The sequence below is a fragment of the Neoroseomonas alkaliterrae genome (assembly GCF_014199195.1).
In the GTDB taxonomy this organism is placed as follows: Bacteria; Pseudomonadota; Alphaproteobacteria; order Acetobacterales; family Acetobacteraceae; genus Neoroseomonas; species Neoroseomonas alkaliterrae.
This window is the reverse complement of record NZ_JACIJE010000001.1, coordinates 454080-470761: the sequence shown is the minus strand read 5'-3', so window position 1 is coordinate 470761 and position 16682 is coordinate 454080. Positions and strand designations below refer to the sequence as shown.

At 74.3% G+C, this 16682-nt stretch carries 16 protein-coding genes; 10 read left to right on the top strand and 6 right to left on the bottom strand.

The genetic code is table 11. The annotated features are described in order from the left end of the window. Positions 1–72 precede the first annotated feature (72 nt). Together FHS88_RS02250 and FHS88_RS02245 are read right to left on the bottom strand one after the other, a co-directional pair. A complete protein-coding gene (locus tag FHS88_RS02250; protein ID WP_184480851.1) occupies positions 73–747 on the bottom strand; it encodes an ElyC/SanA/YdcF family protein in 675 nt (224 codons plus the stop codon). Beyond that, the gene (locus tag FHS88_RS02245; RefSeq protein ID WP_184480849.1) at positions 744–1787 is read right to left on the bottom strand and encodes an alpha/beta fold hydrolase; all 1044 of its coding nucleotides are present in this window, start codon (positions 1785–1787) and stop codon (positions 744–746) included. The genes FHS88_RS02250 and FHS88_RS02245 overlap by 4 nt, the downstream gene beginning before the upstream one ends. 82 nt (positions 1788–1869) lie before the next feature. Here FHS88_RS02245 and FHS88_RS02240 point away from each other — a divergent pair, with 82 nt between their 5' ends. The 4 genes from FHS88_RS02240 (at position 1870) to FHS88_RS21170 (ending at position 8575) form a co-directional block, all read left to right on the top strand. After that, the gene (locus FHS88_RS02240) at positions 1870–2097 is read left to right on the top strand and encodes a zinc-finger domain-containing protein (RefSeq protein WP_184480847.1); all 228 of its coding nucleotides are present in this window, start codon (positions 1870–1872) and stop codon (positions 2095–2097) included. 43 nt (positions 2098–2140) lie between these two features. Further along, a complete protein-coding gene (polA, locus tag FHS88_RS02235) occupies positions 2141–4972 on the top strand; it encodes a DNA polymerase I (RefSeq protein WP_184481322.1) in 2832 nt (943 codons plus the stop codon). Between the two features lie 2 nt (positions 4973–4974). Then, positions 4975–6204 (top strand): MFS transporter, encoded by a 1230-nt coding sequence (locus tag FHS88_RS02230; RefSeq protein ID WP_184480845.1) that lies wholly within the window; start codon positions 4975–4977, stop codon positions 6202–6204. A gap of 157 nt (positions 6205–6361) precedes the next feature. Continuing rightward, on the top strand, positions 6362–8575 hold the full coding sequence (locus tag FHS88_RS21170; protein ID WP_184480843.1) for an ATP-binding protein: 2214 nt from the start codon (positions 6362–6364) through the stop codon (positions 8573–8575). 277 nt (positions 8576–8852) lie between these two features. On the opposite strand, the gene FHS88_RS02220 is transcribed toward FHS88_RS21170, so the two are convergent. Together FHS88_RS02220 and FHS88_RS02215 are read right to left on the bottom strand one after the other, a co-directional pair. Continuing rightward, complete coding sequence (locus tag FHS88_RS02220; RefSeq protein ID WP_184480841.1) at positions 8853–9269, bottom strand: DUF2237 family protein; 417 nt, start codon at positions 9267–9269, stop codon at positions 8853–8855. Then, on the bottom strand, positions 9269–9448 hold the full coding sequence (locus FHS88_RS02215; protein WP_184480839.1) for a DUF1674 domain-containing protein: 180 nt from the start codon (positions 9446–9448) through the stop codon (positions 9269–9271). Before FHS88_RS02215 ends, FHS88_RS02220 begins: the two co-directional genes overlap by 1 nt. A 51-nt stretch (positions 9449–9499) precedes the next feature. Here FHS88_RS02215 and htpX point away from each other — a divergent pair, with 51 nt between their 5' ends. Continuing rightward, a complete protein-coding gene (gene htpX / locus FHS88_RS02210; protein WP_184480837.1) occupies positions 9500–10429 on the top strand; it encodes a zinc metalloprotease HtpX in 930 nt (309 codons plus the stop codon). Between the two features lie 25 nt (positions 10430–10454). Here the strand turns inward: htpX and FHS88_RS02205 are convergent, their stop codons facing one another. Next, positions 10455–11012: a histidine phosphatase family protein gene (locus FHS88_RS02205; RefSeq protein ID WP_184480835.1), complete on the bottom strand. Its 558-nt coding sequence runs from the start codon at positions 11010–11012 to the stop codon at positions 10455–10457. A 124-nt stretch (positions 11013–11136) separates the two neighbouring features. On the opposite strand from FHS88_RS02205, the gene FHS88_RS02200 reads away from it, so the two are divergent. The 5 genes from FHS88_RS02200 (at position 11137) to FHS88_RS02180 (ending at position 15419) form a co-directional block, all read left to right on the top strand. Then, entirely contained in the window at positions 11137–11799 is a 663-nt protein-coding gene (locus FHS88_RS02200) for a Tim44/TimA family putative adaptor protein (RefSeq protein WP_184480833.1), read from the top strand. Between the two features lie 228 nt (positions 11800–12027). Beyond that, the gene (gene mltA / locus FHS88_RS02195) at positions 12028–13287 is read left to right on the top strand and encodes a murein transglycosylase A (RefSeq protein WP_338146350.1); all 1260 of its coding nucleotides are present in this window, start codon (positions 12028–12030) and stop codon (positions 13285–13287) included. A gap of 90 nt (positions 13288–13377) precedes the next feature. Further along, complete coding sequence (locus FHS88_RS02190) at positions 13378–13701, top strand: hypothetical protein (RefSeq protein ID WP_184480829.1); 324 nt, start codon at positions 13378–13380, stop codon at positions 13699–13701. A gap of 60 nt (positions 13702–13761) precedes the next feature. Beyond that, positions 13762–14787, top strand: coding sequence for an NAD-dependent epimerase/dehydratase family protein (locus FHS88_RS02185; RefSeq protein ID WP_211842772.1), 1026 nt, complete (start codon positions 13762–13764; stop codon positions 14785–14787). After that, a complete protein-coding gene (locus FHS88_RS02180; RefSeq protein WP_184480827.1) occupies positions 14787–15419 on the top strand; it encodes a TetR family transcriptional regulator in 633 nt (210 codons plus the stop codon). The genes FHS88_RS02185 and FHS88_RS02180 overlap by 1 nt, the downstream gene beginning before the upstream one ends. 36 nt (positions 15420–15455) lie before the next feature. Here FHS88_RS02180 and FHS88_RS02175 read toward each other — a convergent pair whose 3' ends face one another. Further along, a complete protein-coding gene (locus tag FHS88_RS02175; RefSeq protein ID WP_184480825.1) occupies positions 15456–16658 on the bottom strand; it encodes an acetyl-CoA C-acyltransferase in 1203 nt (400 codons plus the stop codon). Positions 16659–16682: the final 24 nt, after the last annotated feature.

Below are 16682 nucleotides of genomic sequence, written 5' to 3'. Positions count from 1 at the left end.
CCTTGCGTTCTTCCCGCCCGGGCGGGCTCGCCGGGACATGCCCCGGACCGCGCCGCTTGGCCTTGCGGCGGATCAACCGATCCGCGCCAGCCAGGCGCGGCGCCGCAGCGCGCGCGCGAGCCATCGCCCGGTCAGGTACCACAGCACCATGAAGCCCTCGGCGGCAAGGCGCAGCGGCGCGCGCGGCAGCGCCGGCTCCGCCGCCACCGGCAGCGGCGCGAGGCCGAGGCCGCGCGCCATCAGCAGCGCGCGATGCAGGTGCAGCCGGCTGGTCACCAGCGCCTCGACGCCCGGCCCATGCCCCGCCGCGCGATGATGGCGCAGGTTCTCGAGCGTGTGGCGGGAGGTCGTCTCGACGCCGATCCGCCCCGCCGGCAGCCCGTGGGCGAGCAGCCAGGCGCGGCCGATCTCCGCCTCGGCCGGCGCGCCGGGAGAGGTCGCGCCCCCCAGCACCAGCACCTGCGCGCCCGGATGCGCCCGCGCGAGGTCCAGCGCGCGGGCGAGGCGGGCGACGAATGCGGCCGAGGGCCTGCCCGCCTCCAGCCGGTGGCCCAGGACCAGGATGCGCGCCGGCTCGGCTGCGGGGGCGAGGGGCGCGTCCCGGGCCGTGCGCCGCACCGCCAGCGCCGCGGCCAGCGGCCCCATGCCGAGGCTGAGCGCGGCCACCGCGAGCGCGGCGAGCAGGGTGATCGCGCCGTCATGGCCGAGGAAGGGCGGCGGGCGCGCCCCGGCCTCGCCCCGACTCACGCCGCGAGCCAGGCGCGCGCCGCCTCCTCGGCGCCCGAGGGCAGCCGCGCCCGGCGGTCCTTCGCCCAGGTGGCGATGTCGTGCGCCACCGTCTCGCCCTGCAGGTCGCGCAGCAGCATGTGGTGGCCGCGCGGATAGAAGCCGGGGCGCTGGCGCTCCGGCGCGGGCAGGCGCGCGAGCAGCGCGCGGGTCGGCCGCGCCGGCACCAGCCGGTCCCGCCCGCCATAGAGCAGCAGCGCCGGTGGCTCGAAGCCCGGCGCGGCGGCGACCGCGGCATCCATCAGCTCGACGAGGCCCGCCAGCGCATCCACCCGCGTGTGGCGGAGCAGCAGCGGATCGCGCGACCAGCGGCGCAGGGCCTCGATGTTGTCGGTGGGCATGAAGCCGGGGGCGGAGTTCTCGAAGCCCATGACCGGCACCAGCGTGACCAGCACGTCGAGCAGCCCGCGCGCGAGCCAGCCGAGATCCGCGCGCCCGACCACCGCCGGGGCGAGCAGCACATAGCCGTCGGCCGGCGGCGGCGCGGGCCCGGCGCCGGCCACCAGCAGCACCGCGCCGCCCATGCTCTCGCCCATCATCACCAGCGGCACGCCGGGATGGCGGGCGCGGATCAGCCGCGCCGCCTGCCCCGCATCCGCGGCCATGGTCGCGTGCCCGGCCCAGATGCCGCGATGGGGTGCCGCGCCGAAGCCGCGCTGGTCGTAGCCGTAGAGCGCGATGCCCTCGGCGGCGAACCAGGGCGCGGCGTCCTCGAGGAAGGCGCGGGCGTGCTCGTTCATGCCGTGCAGGCCGAGCACCACCGCCTGCGGCGGGGAGGGGGGCAGCCAGGCGTGGAATGGCAGGCGCACGCCATCGGCCATGACGAGGAACTCGCCGGTGATGGAGGGCTCGGCGACGGGCGGGCCCATCGGCGCGCGGGCGGGGGCGCAGCCCGCGGCCGCGAGGGCGGCGAGGAGGGGGCGGCGGCCGAGGGCGCGCCCGGGCCCGGCGGGCGGCGCGGGCGCCTTGCTCGCGGTGCTGTATTCACCGGTGGCGCTCATCATGGGAGCATCGTATCGCCCGCCGCCCTGGCCCGCCACGCCCGCGCCGACTATGGTGCGGCCGACCGAACCGAGGACCGTCATGCGCGACCCCCTGATGACAGGCTATGCCCCGCATCCCGTTTCCGGCGTGACGCCGGAGCAGCGGATCGAGGTGCGCTCCCGCAAGGTGGCCTGCGAGGGGGAGGGCAATGGCGCCCTCGGCCATCCGCGCATCTGGCTGCACGTCGAGGACCGCGAGGTCACCTGCCCCTACTGCTCCATCACCTACGTCCTCGCCGAGGGCGCAGGCGAGGACCATGGGCACTGACGACGCGAAGGCCCCGGAGGCCGGCCGGCCGCGGGGCGCCGCGATGGCCGAGGCGGCGGCCGCATCGGAATCCCTGCCCGAGGTGAAGCCCGGCGAACGCCACCTGATCCTGGTGGACGGCTCCGGCTACATCTTCCGCGCCTATCACGCCCTGCCGCCGATGACGAACCCGCAGGGCGTGCCGGTGAACGCGGTCTACGGCTTCACCTCCATGCTGGCGCAGTTCCTCACCCGCCATGCGGCCAGCCACATCGCCGTGGTCTTCGACGCCGCGCGGGAGAATTTCCGCAACGCCATCTACCCCGACTACAAGGCCCATCGCCCCGACCCGCCCGAGGACCTGGTGCCGCAGTTCGAGCTGATCCGCGAGGCGACGGACGCGCTCGGCGTCGCCCGCGTGCAGCAGGAAGGCTACGAGGCGGACGACCTGATCGCCGCCTATGCCAAGGCGTTCACGGCGGAAGGCGGTCGCGTCACCATCGTCTCCTCCGACAAGGACCTGATGCAGCTGGTCCGGCCCGGCGTGCAGCTCCTCGATCCCATCAAGCAGAAGCCGATCCGCGAGGCGGAGGTGATCGAGAAGTTCGGCGTGCCGCCCGGGAAGGTGGTGGAGGTGCAGGCGCTCGCCGGCGATTCCACCGACAACGTGCCGGGCGTGCCGGGCATCGGCATCAAGACCGCCGCGCAGCTCATCGCCGAATACGGGGACCTCGAATCCCTGCTCGCCAACGCCGCGAGCATCAAGCAGCCCAAGCGGCGCGAGGCGCTGATCGAGAACGCCGAGAAGGCGCGCATCTCGAAGCGGCTGGTGATGCTCGACGCGGATGCGCCGCTGCCCCAGCCCATCGAGGCCTTCGCCGCCAAGCCCCCGACCGACCACCGGCTGGAATCCTTCCTGCGCGCCATGGGCTTCCGCTCCCTCCTCGCGCGCATGGGACGGCTCGGCGAGGGCAACGAGCCGCCGCGGCGCGGCGCCGCGCCCGCGGCGCTGACCCATGCGCCCGCACCGGGTCCTGCCGCGCCGGACCTCTCGGCCCCCTTCGGCCCCTACGAGACGGTGACGAGCGAGGCGGCGCTCGAGGCCTGGATCGCGCAGGCCGGCGCGGCCGGCGTGGTGGCCCTGGATACCGAGACCGACAGCCTCGACGCGCGGCGCGCGCGGATGGTGGGCTTCTCGCTGGCCGTCGCGCCGGGCAGGGCGTGCTACGTGCCGATCCGCCACGGCGATGCGGACGACATGCTGGCGCAGCCCGCGCCCGCGCAGGTTCCGCCCGCGCGCGCCTTCGCACTGCTGCGCCCGCTGCTGGAAGACCCCACCGTGCTGAAAGTGTTCCAGCACGCGAAATACGACCTCGAGGTCTTCGCGCGGGCGGAGAATGGCGGCTTCGCCGCCATCGCGCCGATCGACGACACGATGATGATCTCCTACGCCATGGCGGCGGGGAAGCATGGGCATGGGATGGACGAGCTGTCGGTGCTCCATCTCAACCACCAGCCGATCAGGTTCGACGAGGTGACGGGCACGGGCAAGGCGCGCATTCCCTTCTCCCGCGTGCCGCTCGACCGCGCCACCGCCTATGCCGCCGAGGATGCGGACGTGACGCTGCGGCTGTGGCTGCTCCTGAAGCCCCGGCTGCGCGAGGAGGGCGCGCTCGCGCTCTACGAACAGGTCGAGCGCCGCATGATCGCCGTGCTGCGCGACATGGAGGCCGCCGGCATCAAGGTGGACGGCGCGGAACTGGCGCGCATCGGGGAGGATTTCTCCGCCCGCCTCGCGGTGCTGGAGAAGCGGATCCACGCGCTGGCCGGGCGCGAGTTCAATGTCGGCTCGCCCAAGCAGCTCGGCGAGATCCTGTTCGACGAGATGAAGCTCGCCGGCGGGCGGAAGGGCAAGACCGGGGCCTATTCCACCGATGCCTCGGTGCTCGAGGACCTCGCCGCGCAGGGGGTGGAACTCGCCGCCCGCGTGCTCGACTGGCGGCAGCTCGCGAAACTGAAATCCACCTATGTCGAGGCGCTGGCGGCGCAGATCGACCCCGCCGACCGGCGCGTGCACACCTCCTACGGCATGGCGGGCACCTCCACGGGCCGGCTCTCCTCCAACGACCCCAACCTGCAGAACATCCCGATCCGCACCGAGGAGGGCCTGCGCATCCGCCGCGCCTTCGTGGCCGAGCCGGGCCATGTGCTGCTCGCCGCCGACTACAGCCAGATCGAGCTGCGCCTGCTCGCGCACCTGGCCGAGGTGCCGACGCTGCGCGAGGCCTTCGCGCGCGGGGAGGACATCCACGCGCGCACCGCGGCCGAGATCTTCCACCTCGACCCGGCGCAGGTGGACAAGGAGGCGCGGCGGCGGGCCAAGACCATCAATTTCGGCATCATCTACGGCATGTCGGCCTTCGGACTTGCCGCCCGCCTCGGCATCCCGCCGGCCGAGGGGCGCGCGATCATCGACGCCTATTTCGCGCAATACCCCGGCATCCGACAGGAGATGGAACGCTGCAAGGAGGAGGCCCGCACCCACGGCTTCGTCCGCACGCCCTTCGGCCGCAAGCTCTGGATCCCCGACATCGCCGCCAAGGACCCGATGCGCCGCGCCGGCGCCGAGCGCGCGGCCATCAACGCCCCCTTCCAGGGCGGTGCGGCCGAGATCATCAAGCGCGCCATGGTGCGCATCCCGCGCGCGCTGCGGCAGGCGGGGCTGGCCGCGCGGATGCTGCTGCAGGTGCATGACGAGCTCGTCTTCGAGGTGCCCGAGGCCGAAGCCGAGGCCACCGGCCGGCTGGTGAAGCACATCATGGAATCGGTCGCGACCCTGCGCGTGCCGCTCGCGGTCGAGGTCGGCATCGGCCGTTCCTGGGCGGAGGCGCATTGAGCATGGCCGCAGGCTGGACCCCGCAGGAGAGGCGCACGCTCGCGCAGATCTGCGCCGCGCATTTCGTCAGCCATGTGCACTACCTGGTGCTGCCGCCGCTCTTCCCGCTGCTGCGCGAAAGCCTCGGCGTCTCCTATGTCGAGCTCGGCCTCGCGCTGACGGTGTTCAACGTCGTCTCCTTCTTCACCCAGGCGCCGATGGGCTTCGTGGTGGACCGGCTGGGGCCGCGGCGGATGCTGGCGGCCGCGCTGGTGCTCGGCGGCTCGGCCTTCATCCTGCTCGGGCTGACCGGCGGCTACACCTGGCTGATCGTCGCGGCGGCGCTGGCCGGGCTCGCCAACAGCGTCTACCACCCGGCGGACTACGCCATCCTGGGCACCGCGATCGGCGAGCAGCGCGTCGGCCGCGCCTTCTCCATCCACACCTTCGCGGGCTTCCTTGGCGGGGCGATCGCGCCGGCCTTCGTGCTCGGCACCGCGGCGCTGTTCGGCGTCTCGGCGGCGCTCATCGCCGCCGGCGCGATCGGGCCACTCGCCGCCATCCCGCTGGTCGCGATGCGCGGCGGCGAGGCCGCGCCGAGGCAGAGCCCCGCCGCGAAGCCCGCCGCCGCGCCGGCGGGGGCGCCGACGCGCGTTCTCTCGCCCGCCGTGCTGGCCATGACGCTGTTCTTCGTCACCCTCGCCATGTCCAATGGCGGAATCCAGAACTTCTCGGTGGCCGCCTGGGTGGACGGGCAGGGCCTGTCGCTGACCATGGCGAATGCCGCGCTCACCGCCTTCCTCTTCGCCAGCGCGGGCGGCGTGCTGGCGGGCGGGATCGTCGCCGACCGCACGAAGCACCATGGCCTGGTCGCCGCCTTCGGCTTCGGCTCGGCCGCTGGACTGGTCCTGCTGGTGGGCAGCGGCGCGGTGGGCGGGCTGATGCTGGTGCCGGCCATGGCGGCGGCGGGGTTCCTTTCGGGGATGATCATGCCCTCGCGCGACATGCTGGTGCGCGCCGCCGCGCCGCCGGGTCAGGCGGGGGCGGTGTTCGGCATCGTCTCGACCGGCTTCAACCTCGGCGGCATGGCCGGGCCGCCCCTGTTCGGCTGGCTGCTGGATGCCGGCAACCCCAGCGCGATCTTCTTCGCCGCGGCCGCCTTCATGCTGCTCACCTCGGTCATGGCACTCGCGCAGGAGTGGCGGCTGGCCCGCCAGCGCCGCCGCATCGCCGCCGCGGCGCCGGCGGAGTGAGCAGCTCCCCGCCCCTGCCGCGCAGATTTTCCCTTCCCTGACAGGGCGCAGCGCGTAACCTCCCCGCTGCGCCGGGGCCCTGGGCCGTGGCATGATGGGCTCGCCCCCGCCGCGGCCGGGGCTGCGCGCGGCGCACAGGGACGGACCAGGGGAACGCGTGGAAGAGGTGGAATCGCGGCCGATCACGACGCGCCTCGCCGGCGGGCGGACGCTGCGCCCGGCGGTGATTCTCGCCGCCGCCGTCATCGTGCCGCTGCTGCTCTTCGTGGTCCTGGTGCGCTGGGACAGCGCGCAGCGCGACGACCAGCTCACGACCAACGCCGCCATCGCGACGCTGCTCGCGCGCGAGCAGGTCCAGCGCGTGATCGAGGGCGGCCTCGCCGGGCTCGACCGCATCGAGGATCTCTCGGCCGGCCAGAGCTGGGCCCAGCTCCAGCAGCGCCGCGCCCAGCTCCAGCCTGAGTTCCGGCGCATCGAGCAGTCCAAGCCCGCGATCAGCCACCTCGCGCTGATCCGCCCCGACGGGCGGGTGGTGGTCAGCGGCTCGCCCGAGATCGCGCCGCTGGCCGATGCCTCGGCGCTCGAGGCGCTGCGCACGCTGCGCGACGGGCAGCGCAGCCTCGCCTTCGACCCGCCGCCGCGCGCGCTGTTCGGGGAGGAGGCGGGCCTCGCGGTCAGCCGCGCCCGCGCGCCCGAGGGCCGCCCCTTCGATGGCATCGCGCTCGTCGTGCTGCGCAGCGAGGCCTTCCTCGGCGCCTGGCGGGAAGCGGCGCGCAGCGCCGGCGGCCGCTTCGCCCTGGTGCGCGAGGACGGAACCATCCTGCTGCGCGAGGACGCGGCGGCCGACGGCGCCGCGCGCCTCGCCCTCGACGGCGCGCTCGAGGCGGCCTACGAGGCCGAGCCGACCGCCAGCACCCCGCTCACGGGCGACCCGTTCCACGACGGCGCGCTGCAATACGTCGCGTGGCGGCAGGTCGGCGGGCTGCCGCTGCGCATCGTCTATACCCTGCCGCAGCGGCCCGAGCAGCGGCGCGCGACCATCGCCATGGCGGTGATCGGCATGGCCTGCGCGCTCGCCGCGGCGATGCTCGCCCTCACCGCGCTGGCGCTGCGCCGGCGCACCGAGCGCGACCGCGAGACGCTCGCGCGGCTCGAGGAGAACGCCGCCGACCTGCGCGCCGAGATCGCGCGGCGCGAGGTGGCCGAGGAGAACCTGCGCAATGCCCAGCGCCTCGAGGGCCTCGGCCGGCTGACCGGCGGCGTGGCGCACGACTTCAACAACCTTCTCACCGCCATCCTCGGCACGGTGCGCGCGCTCGAGCGCCATCTCGGCCGGCAGGTGGACGAGCGGACGAAGCGCCTGCTCTCCGCCGCCGCCGCCGCGGTGGACCGCGGCGCGCGGCTGAACGCCAGCCTGCTCGCCTTCGCGCGGCGCCAGCCGCTGGTCCTCGCCACCGTGGACGCCAATGCGCTGGTGCAGGATTTCCGGCCGCTGCTGCGCCGCGCGCTCGATGAATCCATCATCCTCGAATTCGCGCTCGACCAGAAGCTGCCGCCCTGCCGCGCCGATGCCGCGCAGCTCGAGGCGGCGCTGCTCAACCTCGCGATCAATGCGCGCGACGCCATGCCCCGGGGCGGCAAGCTGCGCATCGTCACGCGGCGCGCCTGGCTGCAGGAACAGGCGCTGGCCGGCAACCCGGACGCCCAGCCCGGGCCCTATGTCGCGGTCGAGGTGCGCGACACCGGCGAAGGCATGTCCCCCGAGGTGCGCGAGCGCGCCTTCGAGCCCTTCTTCACCACCAAGAAGGCGGGCGAGGGCACCGGCCTCGGCCTCTCGCAGGTGTTCGGCTTCATGCGCCAGATCGGCGGGCATGTCGCCATCCAGTCCACCCCCGGCCGCGGGACCACCGTCACGCTCTACCTGCCGCTCGGCTCCGAGGTGGAGGCGCCGGCGGCGCGCCCCGCCGCGCCCGCGAGGCTGCCGGGCTCGGGCCAGGGCACCTCGGTGCTGGTGGTCGAGGATGAGCCCGCCGTGCGCGCCGTCGCGGTGGACATGCTGACCGACTACGGCTTCACCGTGCTCGCCGCGCCGGACGGCCCCACCGCGCTGCAACTCCTGCGCGAGGGCGTGCAGGCCGACATCCTGTTCTCGGATGTGGTCATGCCCGGCGGCATGACGGGCGTGGACCTCGCGCGCGAGGCGCGGCGCCTGCGCCCGCGCATCGGCGTGCTGCTCGCCTCCGGCTACGCGGCCGAGGCGCTGGCCAAGCATGGCGGCGCCGGCGAGTTCGAGCTGATCAGCAAGCCCTACGACGTGGAGACGGTGATCGCCCGCATCGCCGCGCTGCGCCGCCGCCACGTCGCGGCGTAGGGGTTTACATCCCGCGGATGCGGCCCCTGCCTTCGCGCCATGCGGCGGCGCGCCGGGGAAAGCGGCCGATCAGGGCGCGGTGGCGCCTTGCGCTCCCGGCGCGCGGCGCGGCCGCGAGCCGATGGTTGCGCCGAATGCGTCGTGCTGCCGCATGCCAGCGGGCGAAAGACTTGACCTTTCACCCGCTGCTCTGGCGCGCGGGGCTGGTGGCGCGGCCGCACGCGGGACCGGATCCTGATGTCCTGCGGGCCAAGGTTCATCCTTCGTCCGCAGGGCATCAGTCGCGCGTCAGGTCCAGCGCATGCGCCTCGAGGTCCTCGCGCCGGCACACCGCCAGGGCGGCCTCGTGCGTCGCCTCCAGCAGCACCGGGGGTGCGAAGCCGGCCAGCCGCGCCTCCTCCCACCGCACGGCGCAGAGGCACCAGCGGTCGCCCGGCTTCAGCCCGCCGAACCCGTATTCCGGCACCGGCGTCGAGAGGTCGTTGCCCGCCGCCTGGCTGAAGGCGAGGAAGCCCGCCGTCATCTCCGCGCAGACCACATGCAGCCCGTGGTCGGCCGGCCCGGTGTTGCAGCAGCCGTCGCGGAAGAAGCCGGTCACCGGCGCGACCGAGCAGGGCAGCAGCGCGCCGCCCAGCACGTTGCGCGCCTGCGGCCGCGGCGGCAGGCCACGGGCCGGGCCTTCGTCGAGCGGCATCAGAAGTCGCTCACCCGGCCCTTGCGCTCCCAGTCGCCGAAGCGCGTAGGCTCGGGGCCGGCGGGGCCGCCGATCTCCTTGGGCAGCCTTGGCGCGGCGGGGCGGGGCGGCGGCTGCGGCGCGGGCGCGGCATCCGCGGCGGGCGCGTCGGGGGCGGGCGGGTTTGGCGTGTCGCTCATGGCAACCAACATCTAGGCTCTCCGTTGAGGGTTCGCAGCAGGGAATCGGACATGGGCGGCTACCTCAAGACAGTCGTGCTGCTGGCGGCGCTGACCGCGCTGTTTGGCGCCATCGGCTTCGCCATCGCGGGCGAGCAGGGCATGATCCTGGCGCTGCTGTTCGCCGGCGGCATGAACCTCTTCGCCTGGTGGAACAGCGACCGGATGGTGCTGCGCATGCACAACGCGCAGCCGATCGGGCCGCATGACGCGCCGCGCCTCTACCAGATGACCGCGAGGCTCGCGCAGCGCGCCGGGCTGCCCATGCCCGCGCTCTATGTCATCCACGAGGACCAGCCCAATGCCTTCGCCACCGGCCGCAACCCGGCCAATGCGGCGGTGGCGGTCAACACCGGGCTGCTCGACCTGATGACGGAGGAGGAGGTCGAGGGCGTGATCGCCCACGAGCTGGCGCACATCAAGAACCGCGACACGCTGATCATGACCGTGACGGCGACCATCGCCGGCGCGATCTCGATGCTCGCCAATTTCGGCATGCTGTTCGGCGGCGCGCAGCGCGACCGCAACCAGAGCCCCTTCGGCCCGATCGCGATGATCCTGATGCTGATCCTCGCCCCGCTCGCCGCCGCCGTGGTGCAGATGGCGATCAGCCGCTCGCGCGAATACGAGGCGGACCGGGTGGCGGCGGAGCTCACCGGCAATCCGCTCGGCCTCGCCTCCGGCCTCGCGCGGCTCGAGAGCTACGTCCACCGCATCCAGAACTACAATGCCGAGGCCAACCCGGCCACGGCGCACATGTTCATCGTCAACCCGCTCTCGGGCGCGCGGATGGACAACCTGTTCTCGACCCATCCGCGCACCGAGAACCGCATCGCGGCGCTGCAGCAGCTCGCGGCCCGGATGGGCCAGGGCGCGATGCGCCCGGCGGCGATGGCGCCCGGCCCCTGGGGCGGCGCGAAGCGGCGCAACCCCTGGGGCTGAGGTGCGGGGCGCGGCTGCCCGCCCCTCACGGGTGCTTCCACGAGACCTCCTGCGGCGCCGGCGCCCTCGGGTCCACGCGCAGCATCTGCCCGTTGGTCACGCTCTGCCCGGTCAGGGCCATGATGAAGCCCCAGTGGGAGACGACCAGCGTGTGCGCCCAGTCCTCGAGCGCGGCCATCTCGGCGCGGAAGAGGCGGGCGCGGGCCTCGACCTGGTCCGCCGGCTCCTCCTGCGGCGGCCACCACACCTCCTCCAGATGGTCGAGGGCGAGGCCGGGGAAGGCCATGGCCAGTTCGGTGCGCGGGCTGCCGATGTCGCAGGTGAAGGCGTAGCGCTCGCGCACCAGCGGCGTCACGCTCAAGGGCAGCCCGAGCCGCCGCGCCACCGGCAGCGCCGTCTGGATCGCCCGGCGATAGGGGGAGACGAGGATGCGGCGGATCGGCTCGGCCGCCAGCGCCTCGGCCGCGGCCTCGGCCTGCCGGTGGCCGAGCGGCGTCAGCACCGGGTCCGCGATGCCGGGGTCGCGCCGCGTCTGGGTGAAGAGCAGGTTGAACTCGCTCTGTCCGTGGCGGAGCAGGATCATGCGGCGCGTCTCCCGTTGCGGGCCCGGCCGGGGCGTAGCGGTGGGGCGCGCGGCCGGCAAGGCGGCCGTCTTCGGTTGCGGCGGGCCCCCGACGCGCCTAAGTGAAGGCGGTGAGGAGAGCGACATGAGTGGCGGCCTGCCGATAGACCTGATCCTGTTCGCGATGGTCGCGGCCTTCCTGGTCCTGCGCCTGCGCAGCGTGCTCGGCCGCCGCACCGGCTTCGAGCGGCCGCCGCAGGGCGAGGCCGCGCCCGGCATCGGCCAGTCGCCGCTGCCCGGGCCGGAGGCGCTGCCCCCGCCCCAGCCCGCCGCCGCGCGCGGCCTGCCCGACCCGCGCAGCGCCGCGGGCCAGGGCCTCTCCCGCATGCGCGAGATCGACCCCGCCTTCGACCCGGCCGCCTTCCTGGCCGGCGCGGAGGGCGCCTTCCGCATGATCGTCGAGGCGTTCGCCGCCGGCGACCGCGAGACGCTGCGCAACCTCCTCTCCGACGACGCCTATGCCGGCTTCGAGGGCGCCATCACCGCGCGCGAGCAGGCGGGCGAGACGCAGCGCACCGAGATCCGCGCCATCCAGGACATGGCGATCGAGGCGGCCGAGCTGCGCGGCAGCATCGCCGACATCACGGTGCGCATCGTCTCCGACCAGGTGAACGTGACGACGGCGCGCGACGGCTCGATCAGCGCGGGCGCGGAGGCGGTGACCGAGATCACCGACGTCTGGACCTTCCAGCGCGATCTTCGCTCGTCCGATCCCACCTGGAAGCTGGTGGGAACCCGGTCCGCCTGAGCCCAGGACCGGGGCGCCCGCGGCCCTCCTTCCAGCCCCCAGGGGGGTTCGCGGCGCCGGCCGGGCCGGGGTAAGGTCATCCCCATGGCGAAAGGACCGACCTGCCGCTTGCGCCCCCGTGCGCGCCCGCGGCGCCGGCGGCTTGCCGCCGGGCGGGCCGCGCGGCCTTCCCGGGCCCGGGCGGCGCGGGGCCGCACCCTCGTCGCCGCGCTGGTCCTGCTCGGCGCCGTGCTCGCCGCACCCGCCGCGGCGCAGCATGGCGGCCCCCCGCCCGAGGCCGAGGCCGCGCCGCAGGAGGCCACGCCCCCCGCGCCGCCGCTGCTGCGCGCGGTGCCCTTCGCCGACCTCCCCGGCTGGACCGCCGACCGCCAAGCCGAGGCGCTGCCCGCGCTGCAGGCAAGCTGCGCCGCGCTCCGGACGATGCGCCCGGAGACGCCGCTCGGCGGGCAGCAGGAGGCCGCGCTGCGGGCCGGGACGGCGGCCGCCTGGTCAGGCCTCTGCGCCGAGCTGCGCGTGCTGGAACGCGCCCTGCCGCGCCCCCCGCGCCCCGGGACCGGCCGCGCGCATGAGCGCCGCATGGCCGAATGGCGGGCCGCGCGCGACGCCGCGGTGCGTGCCTTCATCGAGCAGCATTTCGAGCCCTTCGCCGCCGGCCCCGGCATCATGACCGGCTATTACGAGCCGATCCTGCGCGGCTCGGTCACCGCGGACGAGGTCTATCGCACCCCGCTCTTCGCCCGCCCGCCGGAGCTGATGGAGGTGCCGGTGAACGGCAATCCGCTGCGCCGGCGCTTCGGCATGATGGTGGAGGGGCGGCTCGAGCCCTTCCACGACCGCGCAGCGATCGAATCCGGCGCGCTGGCCGAGCGCGGGCTCGAACTCGTCTGGGTGGACGATCCGGCGGATGCCTTCTTCCTGCACATCCAGGGCTCCGGCCGCGTGGTGCTGCCGGACGGGGAGGTGCTGCGGATCGGCTATGCCGGGCAGAACGGGCGGCCCTATGTGCCGATCGGGCGCGTGCTGATCGAGCGCGGCGAGATCCCGCGCGAGCAGATGTCCATGCAGGCGATCCGCGCCTGGCTCGCCGCCGCGGGGCATGAGCGCGCCACCGAGTTGATGCGCCACAACCCTTCCTTCGTGTTCTTCCGCCGCGTCGAGGGGCTGGACCCGGACCAGGGCCCGATCGGCGCCATGGGCGTGCCGCTGACGCCGCAGCGCAGCGTGGCGGTGGACCGCGGCTTCATCCCGCTCGGCGCGCCGATGTGGGTGATGGTGCGCGACCCGATGGCGCGGCGCGACGCACCGCCCGCCGGGCGTCTGGTGGTGGCGCAGGACACCGGCGGGGCGATCCGCGGCCCCGCGCGCACGGACTTCTTCCAGGGATGGGGCCCCGAGGCCGGCGAGCGGGCGGGCCGGATGCGCGACGAGGCGGAGGTCTTCCTCCTGCTGCCGCGCATCGTCACCGTCGCGGCCGCCGGGGCCGATTGACCGCGCCCCGCCGCAACCCCGCGTTAACGCCCGCCCCCTATCGTCCCGTCCGCGCGCCAGGCGCGCATCGCGGCGGCAGGAGGCCCCACCATGACGAACATGCCCGCCGAGGCGGCGCTGCGGCCGGACAGGACCGGCCTCTCCACCCCGGCATCGGCGCCGGAGCCGGCGCCGCTCTACGCCCATGACGAGCCCTGCGCCGTGCTGATCGGTTGGCAGCGGCGCGAGGGCGTGCTGCGGATGCTCTCGGCCAGCCACGCGGTCGTCGGCGGCGTTCCCGGGTTGCGGCCGGGGGACCGGGTGCGCCTGCTGCGCCATGCCGGCGGCGCGGTGGTCCATGACTGCCTCGTCACCCGCGCCACGCTCGAGGGTGTCGAACTCGCGCGCGCCGCACCCGGGGGCTTCCTCGCCTGATCCCGGCCCGATGGACAGGCTGCGGCGCCGGCGCGAGGATGCGCGCAGGAGAGACCCGCCGTGCAGCCCTGGCCCGACACCATCGCCGACGAGGAGACGCTCGAGGAGGCGCTCTCCCGCCCCGACCCCGCGCTTGAGGCCGACCTCGCCGCCGTGCCGGGGGACATCCTGGTGCTCGGCGCGGCCGGCAAGATGGGCCCGACGCTGTGTCGCCAGGCCAGGCGCGCCGACCCCGCCCGCCGCGTCATCGCGGTCGCCCGCTGGTCCGAGGAAGGGCTGCGCGCGCGCATGGAATCCTGGGGCGTGGAGACCATCGCCGCCGACCTGACGGACCGCGCCGCGCTCGCCGCCCTGCCCGACGCGCCGAACGTGGTCTTCATGGCCGCGCGCAAGTTCGGCTCGACCGGCAACGAGGCGCTGACCTGGGCGATGAACGTGCTGCTGCCGGCGATGGTGGCCGAGCGCTACGCCGCCTCGCGCATCGTCTTCTTCTCGACCGGCAATGTGCTGCCGCTGGTGCCCGTGATCTCGGGCGGCGCGACCGAGGATGTCGCGCCCGCACCGGTGGGCGACTACGCCGCCTCCTGCCTGGGGCGCGAGCGCGTGTTCCAGCACGCGGCGGCCACGCGCGGCACGGCCTGCTTCGGCATCCGTCTGAACTACGCGATCGACCTGCGCTACGGCGTGCTGCACGACATCGCGACGAAGGTGCTGCACGGCACGCCGGTGCCGCTCGCCATGGGCCATGCCAACGTGATCTGGCAGGGCGACGCCAATGCCTGGACGCTGCGCGCGCTGCGCCATGCCGACGCCTCCTGCCCCATCCTGAACGTGACGGGGCCGGAGACCGTCTCCGTCCGCTGGGTGGCGCGCGAATTCGCCCGCCGCCTGGGGCGCGAGGCCGCCTTCGCGGGGGAGGAGGCGCCCGACGCGCTGCTTTCCAACGCGGCGCGCGCCTTCGCGCTGTTCGGCTACCCCTCGGTGCCGCTCGCGCGCATGCTCGACTGGGTGGCGGGCTGGGTGGCGGGTGGCGGGCGCTCGCTCGGCAAGGCGACGAAGTTCGAAGTGCGCGACGGCCGGTTCTGATGGACGGCCCGCGCCCGCTCTCGGTCCGCGCGCAGGCCACGCGCCAGCGCATCCTGGACGCGGCGCTCGCGGAGTTCGCGGCGAACGGGCTCGCGGGCGCGCGGGTGGACGAGATCGCCGCGCGCTCGGGCGCCAACAAGCGGATGCTCTACGCACATTTCGGCTCGAAGGAAGAACTTTGGCTGACGGTGCTGGAGCGCGCCTATGCCGCCAAGCGGGCGGAGGAGCGCGCGCTCGAGGTCGAGCACCTGCCCCCGCCGGAGGCGATGGCGCGCCTCGTGCGCTTCAACCTGCGCTACACCGCCGCGCATCCCGAATTCGTCGCCCTGCTGAACCAGGAGAACATCCACCGCGCCGCCTATCTCAGGCGCAGCGCGGCGGTGCCGGCGCTCTACTCGCCGCTGGTGGACAGCCTGCGCGCCGTGCTCGACCGCGGCGCGGCCGAGGGCGTGTTCCGCCGGGACGTGGACCCGCTGCAGCTCTACGTCACCATGCTCGCGCTCGGGCATTTCTGGGTGGCGAACCGGCACACGCTCTCGACCATCTTCGGCGAGGATCTCGGCACCGAGGCGGCGCTGGAGGCGCGGGAGAGGCACGTGGTCGAGGTCGTGCTGGGCTACCTGCGGCCCTGATGCGCGGCGGAGGATGGGCGCGCCCCTCCTCCGCCATCACGCCACCTCGAACAGCCCGGCGGCGCCCTGGCCGCCGCCGACGCACATCGTCACCACCACGAACCGCGCGCCACGGCGGCGGCCCTCGATCAGCGCATGCCCGGCCATGCGCGCGCCCGACATGCCGTAGGGGTGGCCGATCGCGATGGCGCCGCCGTTCACGTTCAGCCGCTCCATCGGAATGCCGAGACGGTCGCGGCAGTAGATCACCTGGCAGGCGAAGGCCTCGTTCAGCTCCCACAGGCCGATGTCGTCCATCTTCAGCCCGTGCTGCCTGAGCAGCTTCGGCACGGCGAAGACCGGGCCGATGCCCATCTCCCCCGGGTCGCAGCCGGCGACCGCCATGCCGCGGTAGATGCCGAGCGGATGCAGCCCGCGGCGCGAGGCCTCGGCCTCCTCCATCAGCACGCAGGCCGAGGCGCCGTCGGAGAGCTGGCTCGCATTGCCGGCGGTGATGAAGCGCCCCTCCTTCACCACCATCCCGTCCTTGAACACGGGCTTGAGCGACTGCAGCCCCTCGAGCGTGGTGTCGGCGCGGTTGCCCTCGTCCTTCGTCAGCGTGGTGGGCACGTCCTTCGTCTCGCCGGTCTCGCGGTTGACCAGCTTCATCACCGAGGGCAGCGGCACGATCTCCTCGTCGAAGGCGCCGCGCGCCTGGGCGGCAGCGGTGCGCTGCTGGCTCGACAGCGCGTATTCGTCCTGCGCCTCGCGGCTGATGCCGTAGCGGTCGGCGACGATCTCGGCCGTCTCCAGCATGGACATGTAGAGCTGCGGCACGCGCTGCATCAGCGCGGGATCGGCGCGGCGGAACCAGTTGGCCTTCTCGTTCTGCACCAGCGAGATGGATTCGAGCCCGCCGCCGACGGCGACCTGCATCCCGTCATGCATGATCTGCTTCGCCGCGGTGGCGATCGCCATCAGCCCCGAGGAACACTGCCGGTCGAGCGACATGCCCGGCACCGTGTCCGGCAGCCCGGCGGCCAGCGCGACCTGGCGGCCGACATTGGACCCCTGGCAGCCCTGCTGGAGTGCCGCGCCCATGATCACGTCCTCGACCTCGGCGGGGTCGAGGCGGGCGCGCTCCACCGCCGCGCGCACCGCGTGGCCGCCCAGCGTCTGGGCGTTGGTATCGTTGAAGGCGCCGCGATAGGCGCGGCCGATCGGCGTGCGGGCGGTCGAGACGATGACGGCGCTGCGCATGGCGCTTCCTTCCCCTGCCTTGTC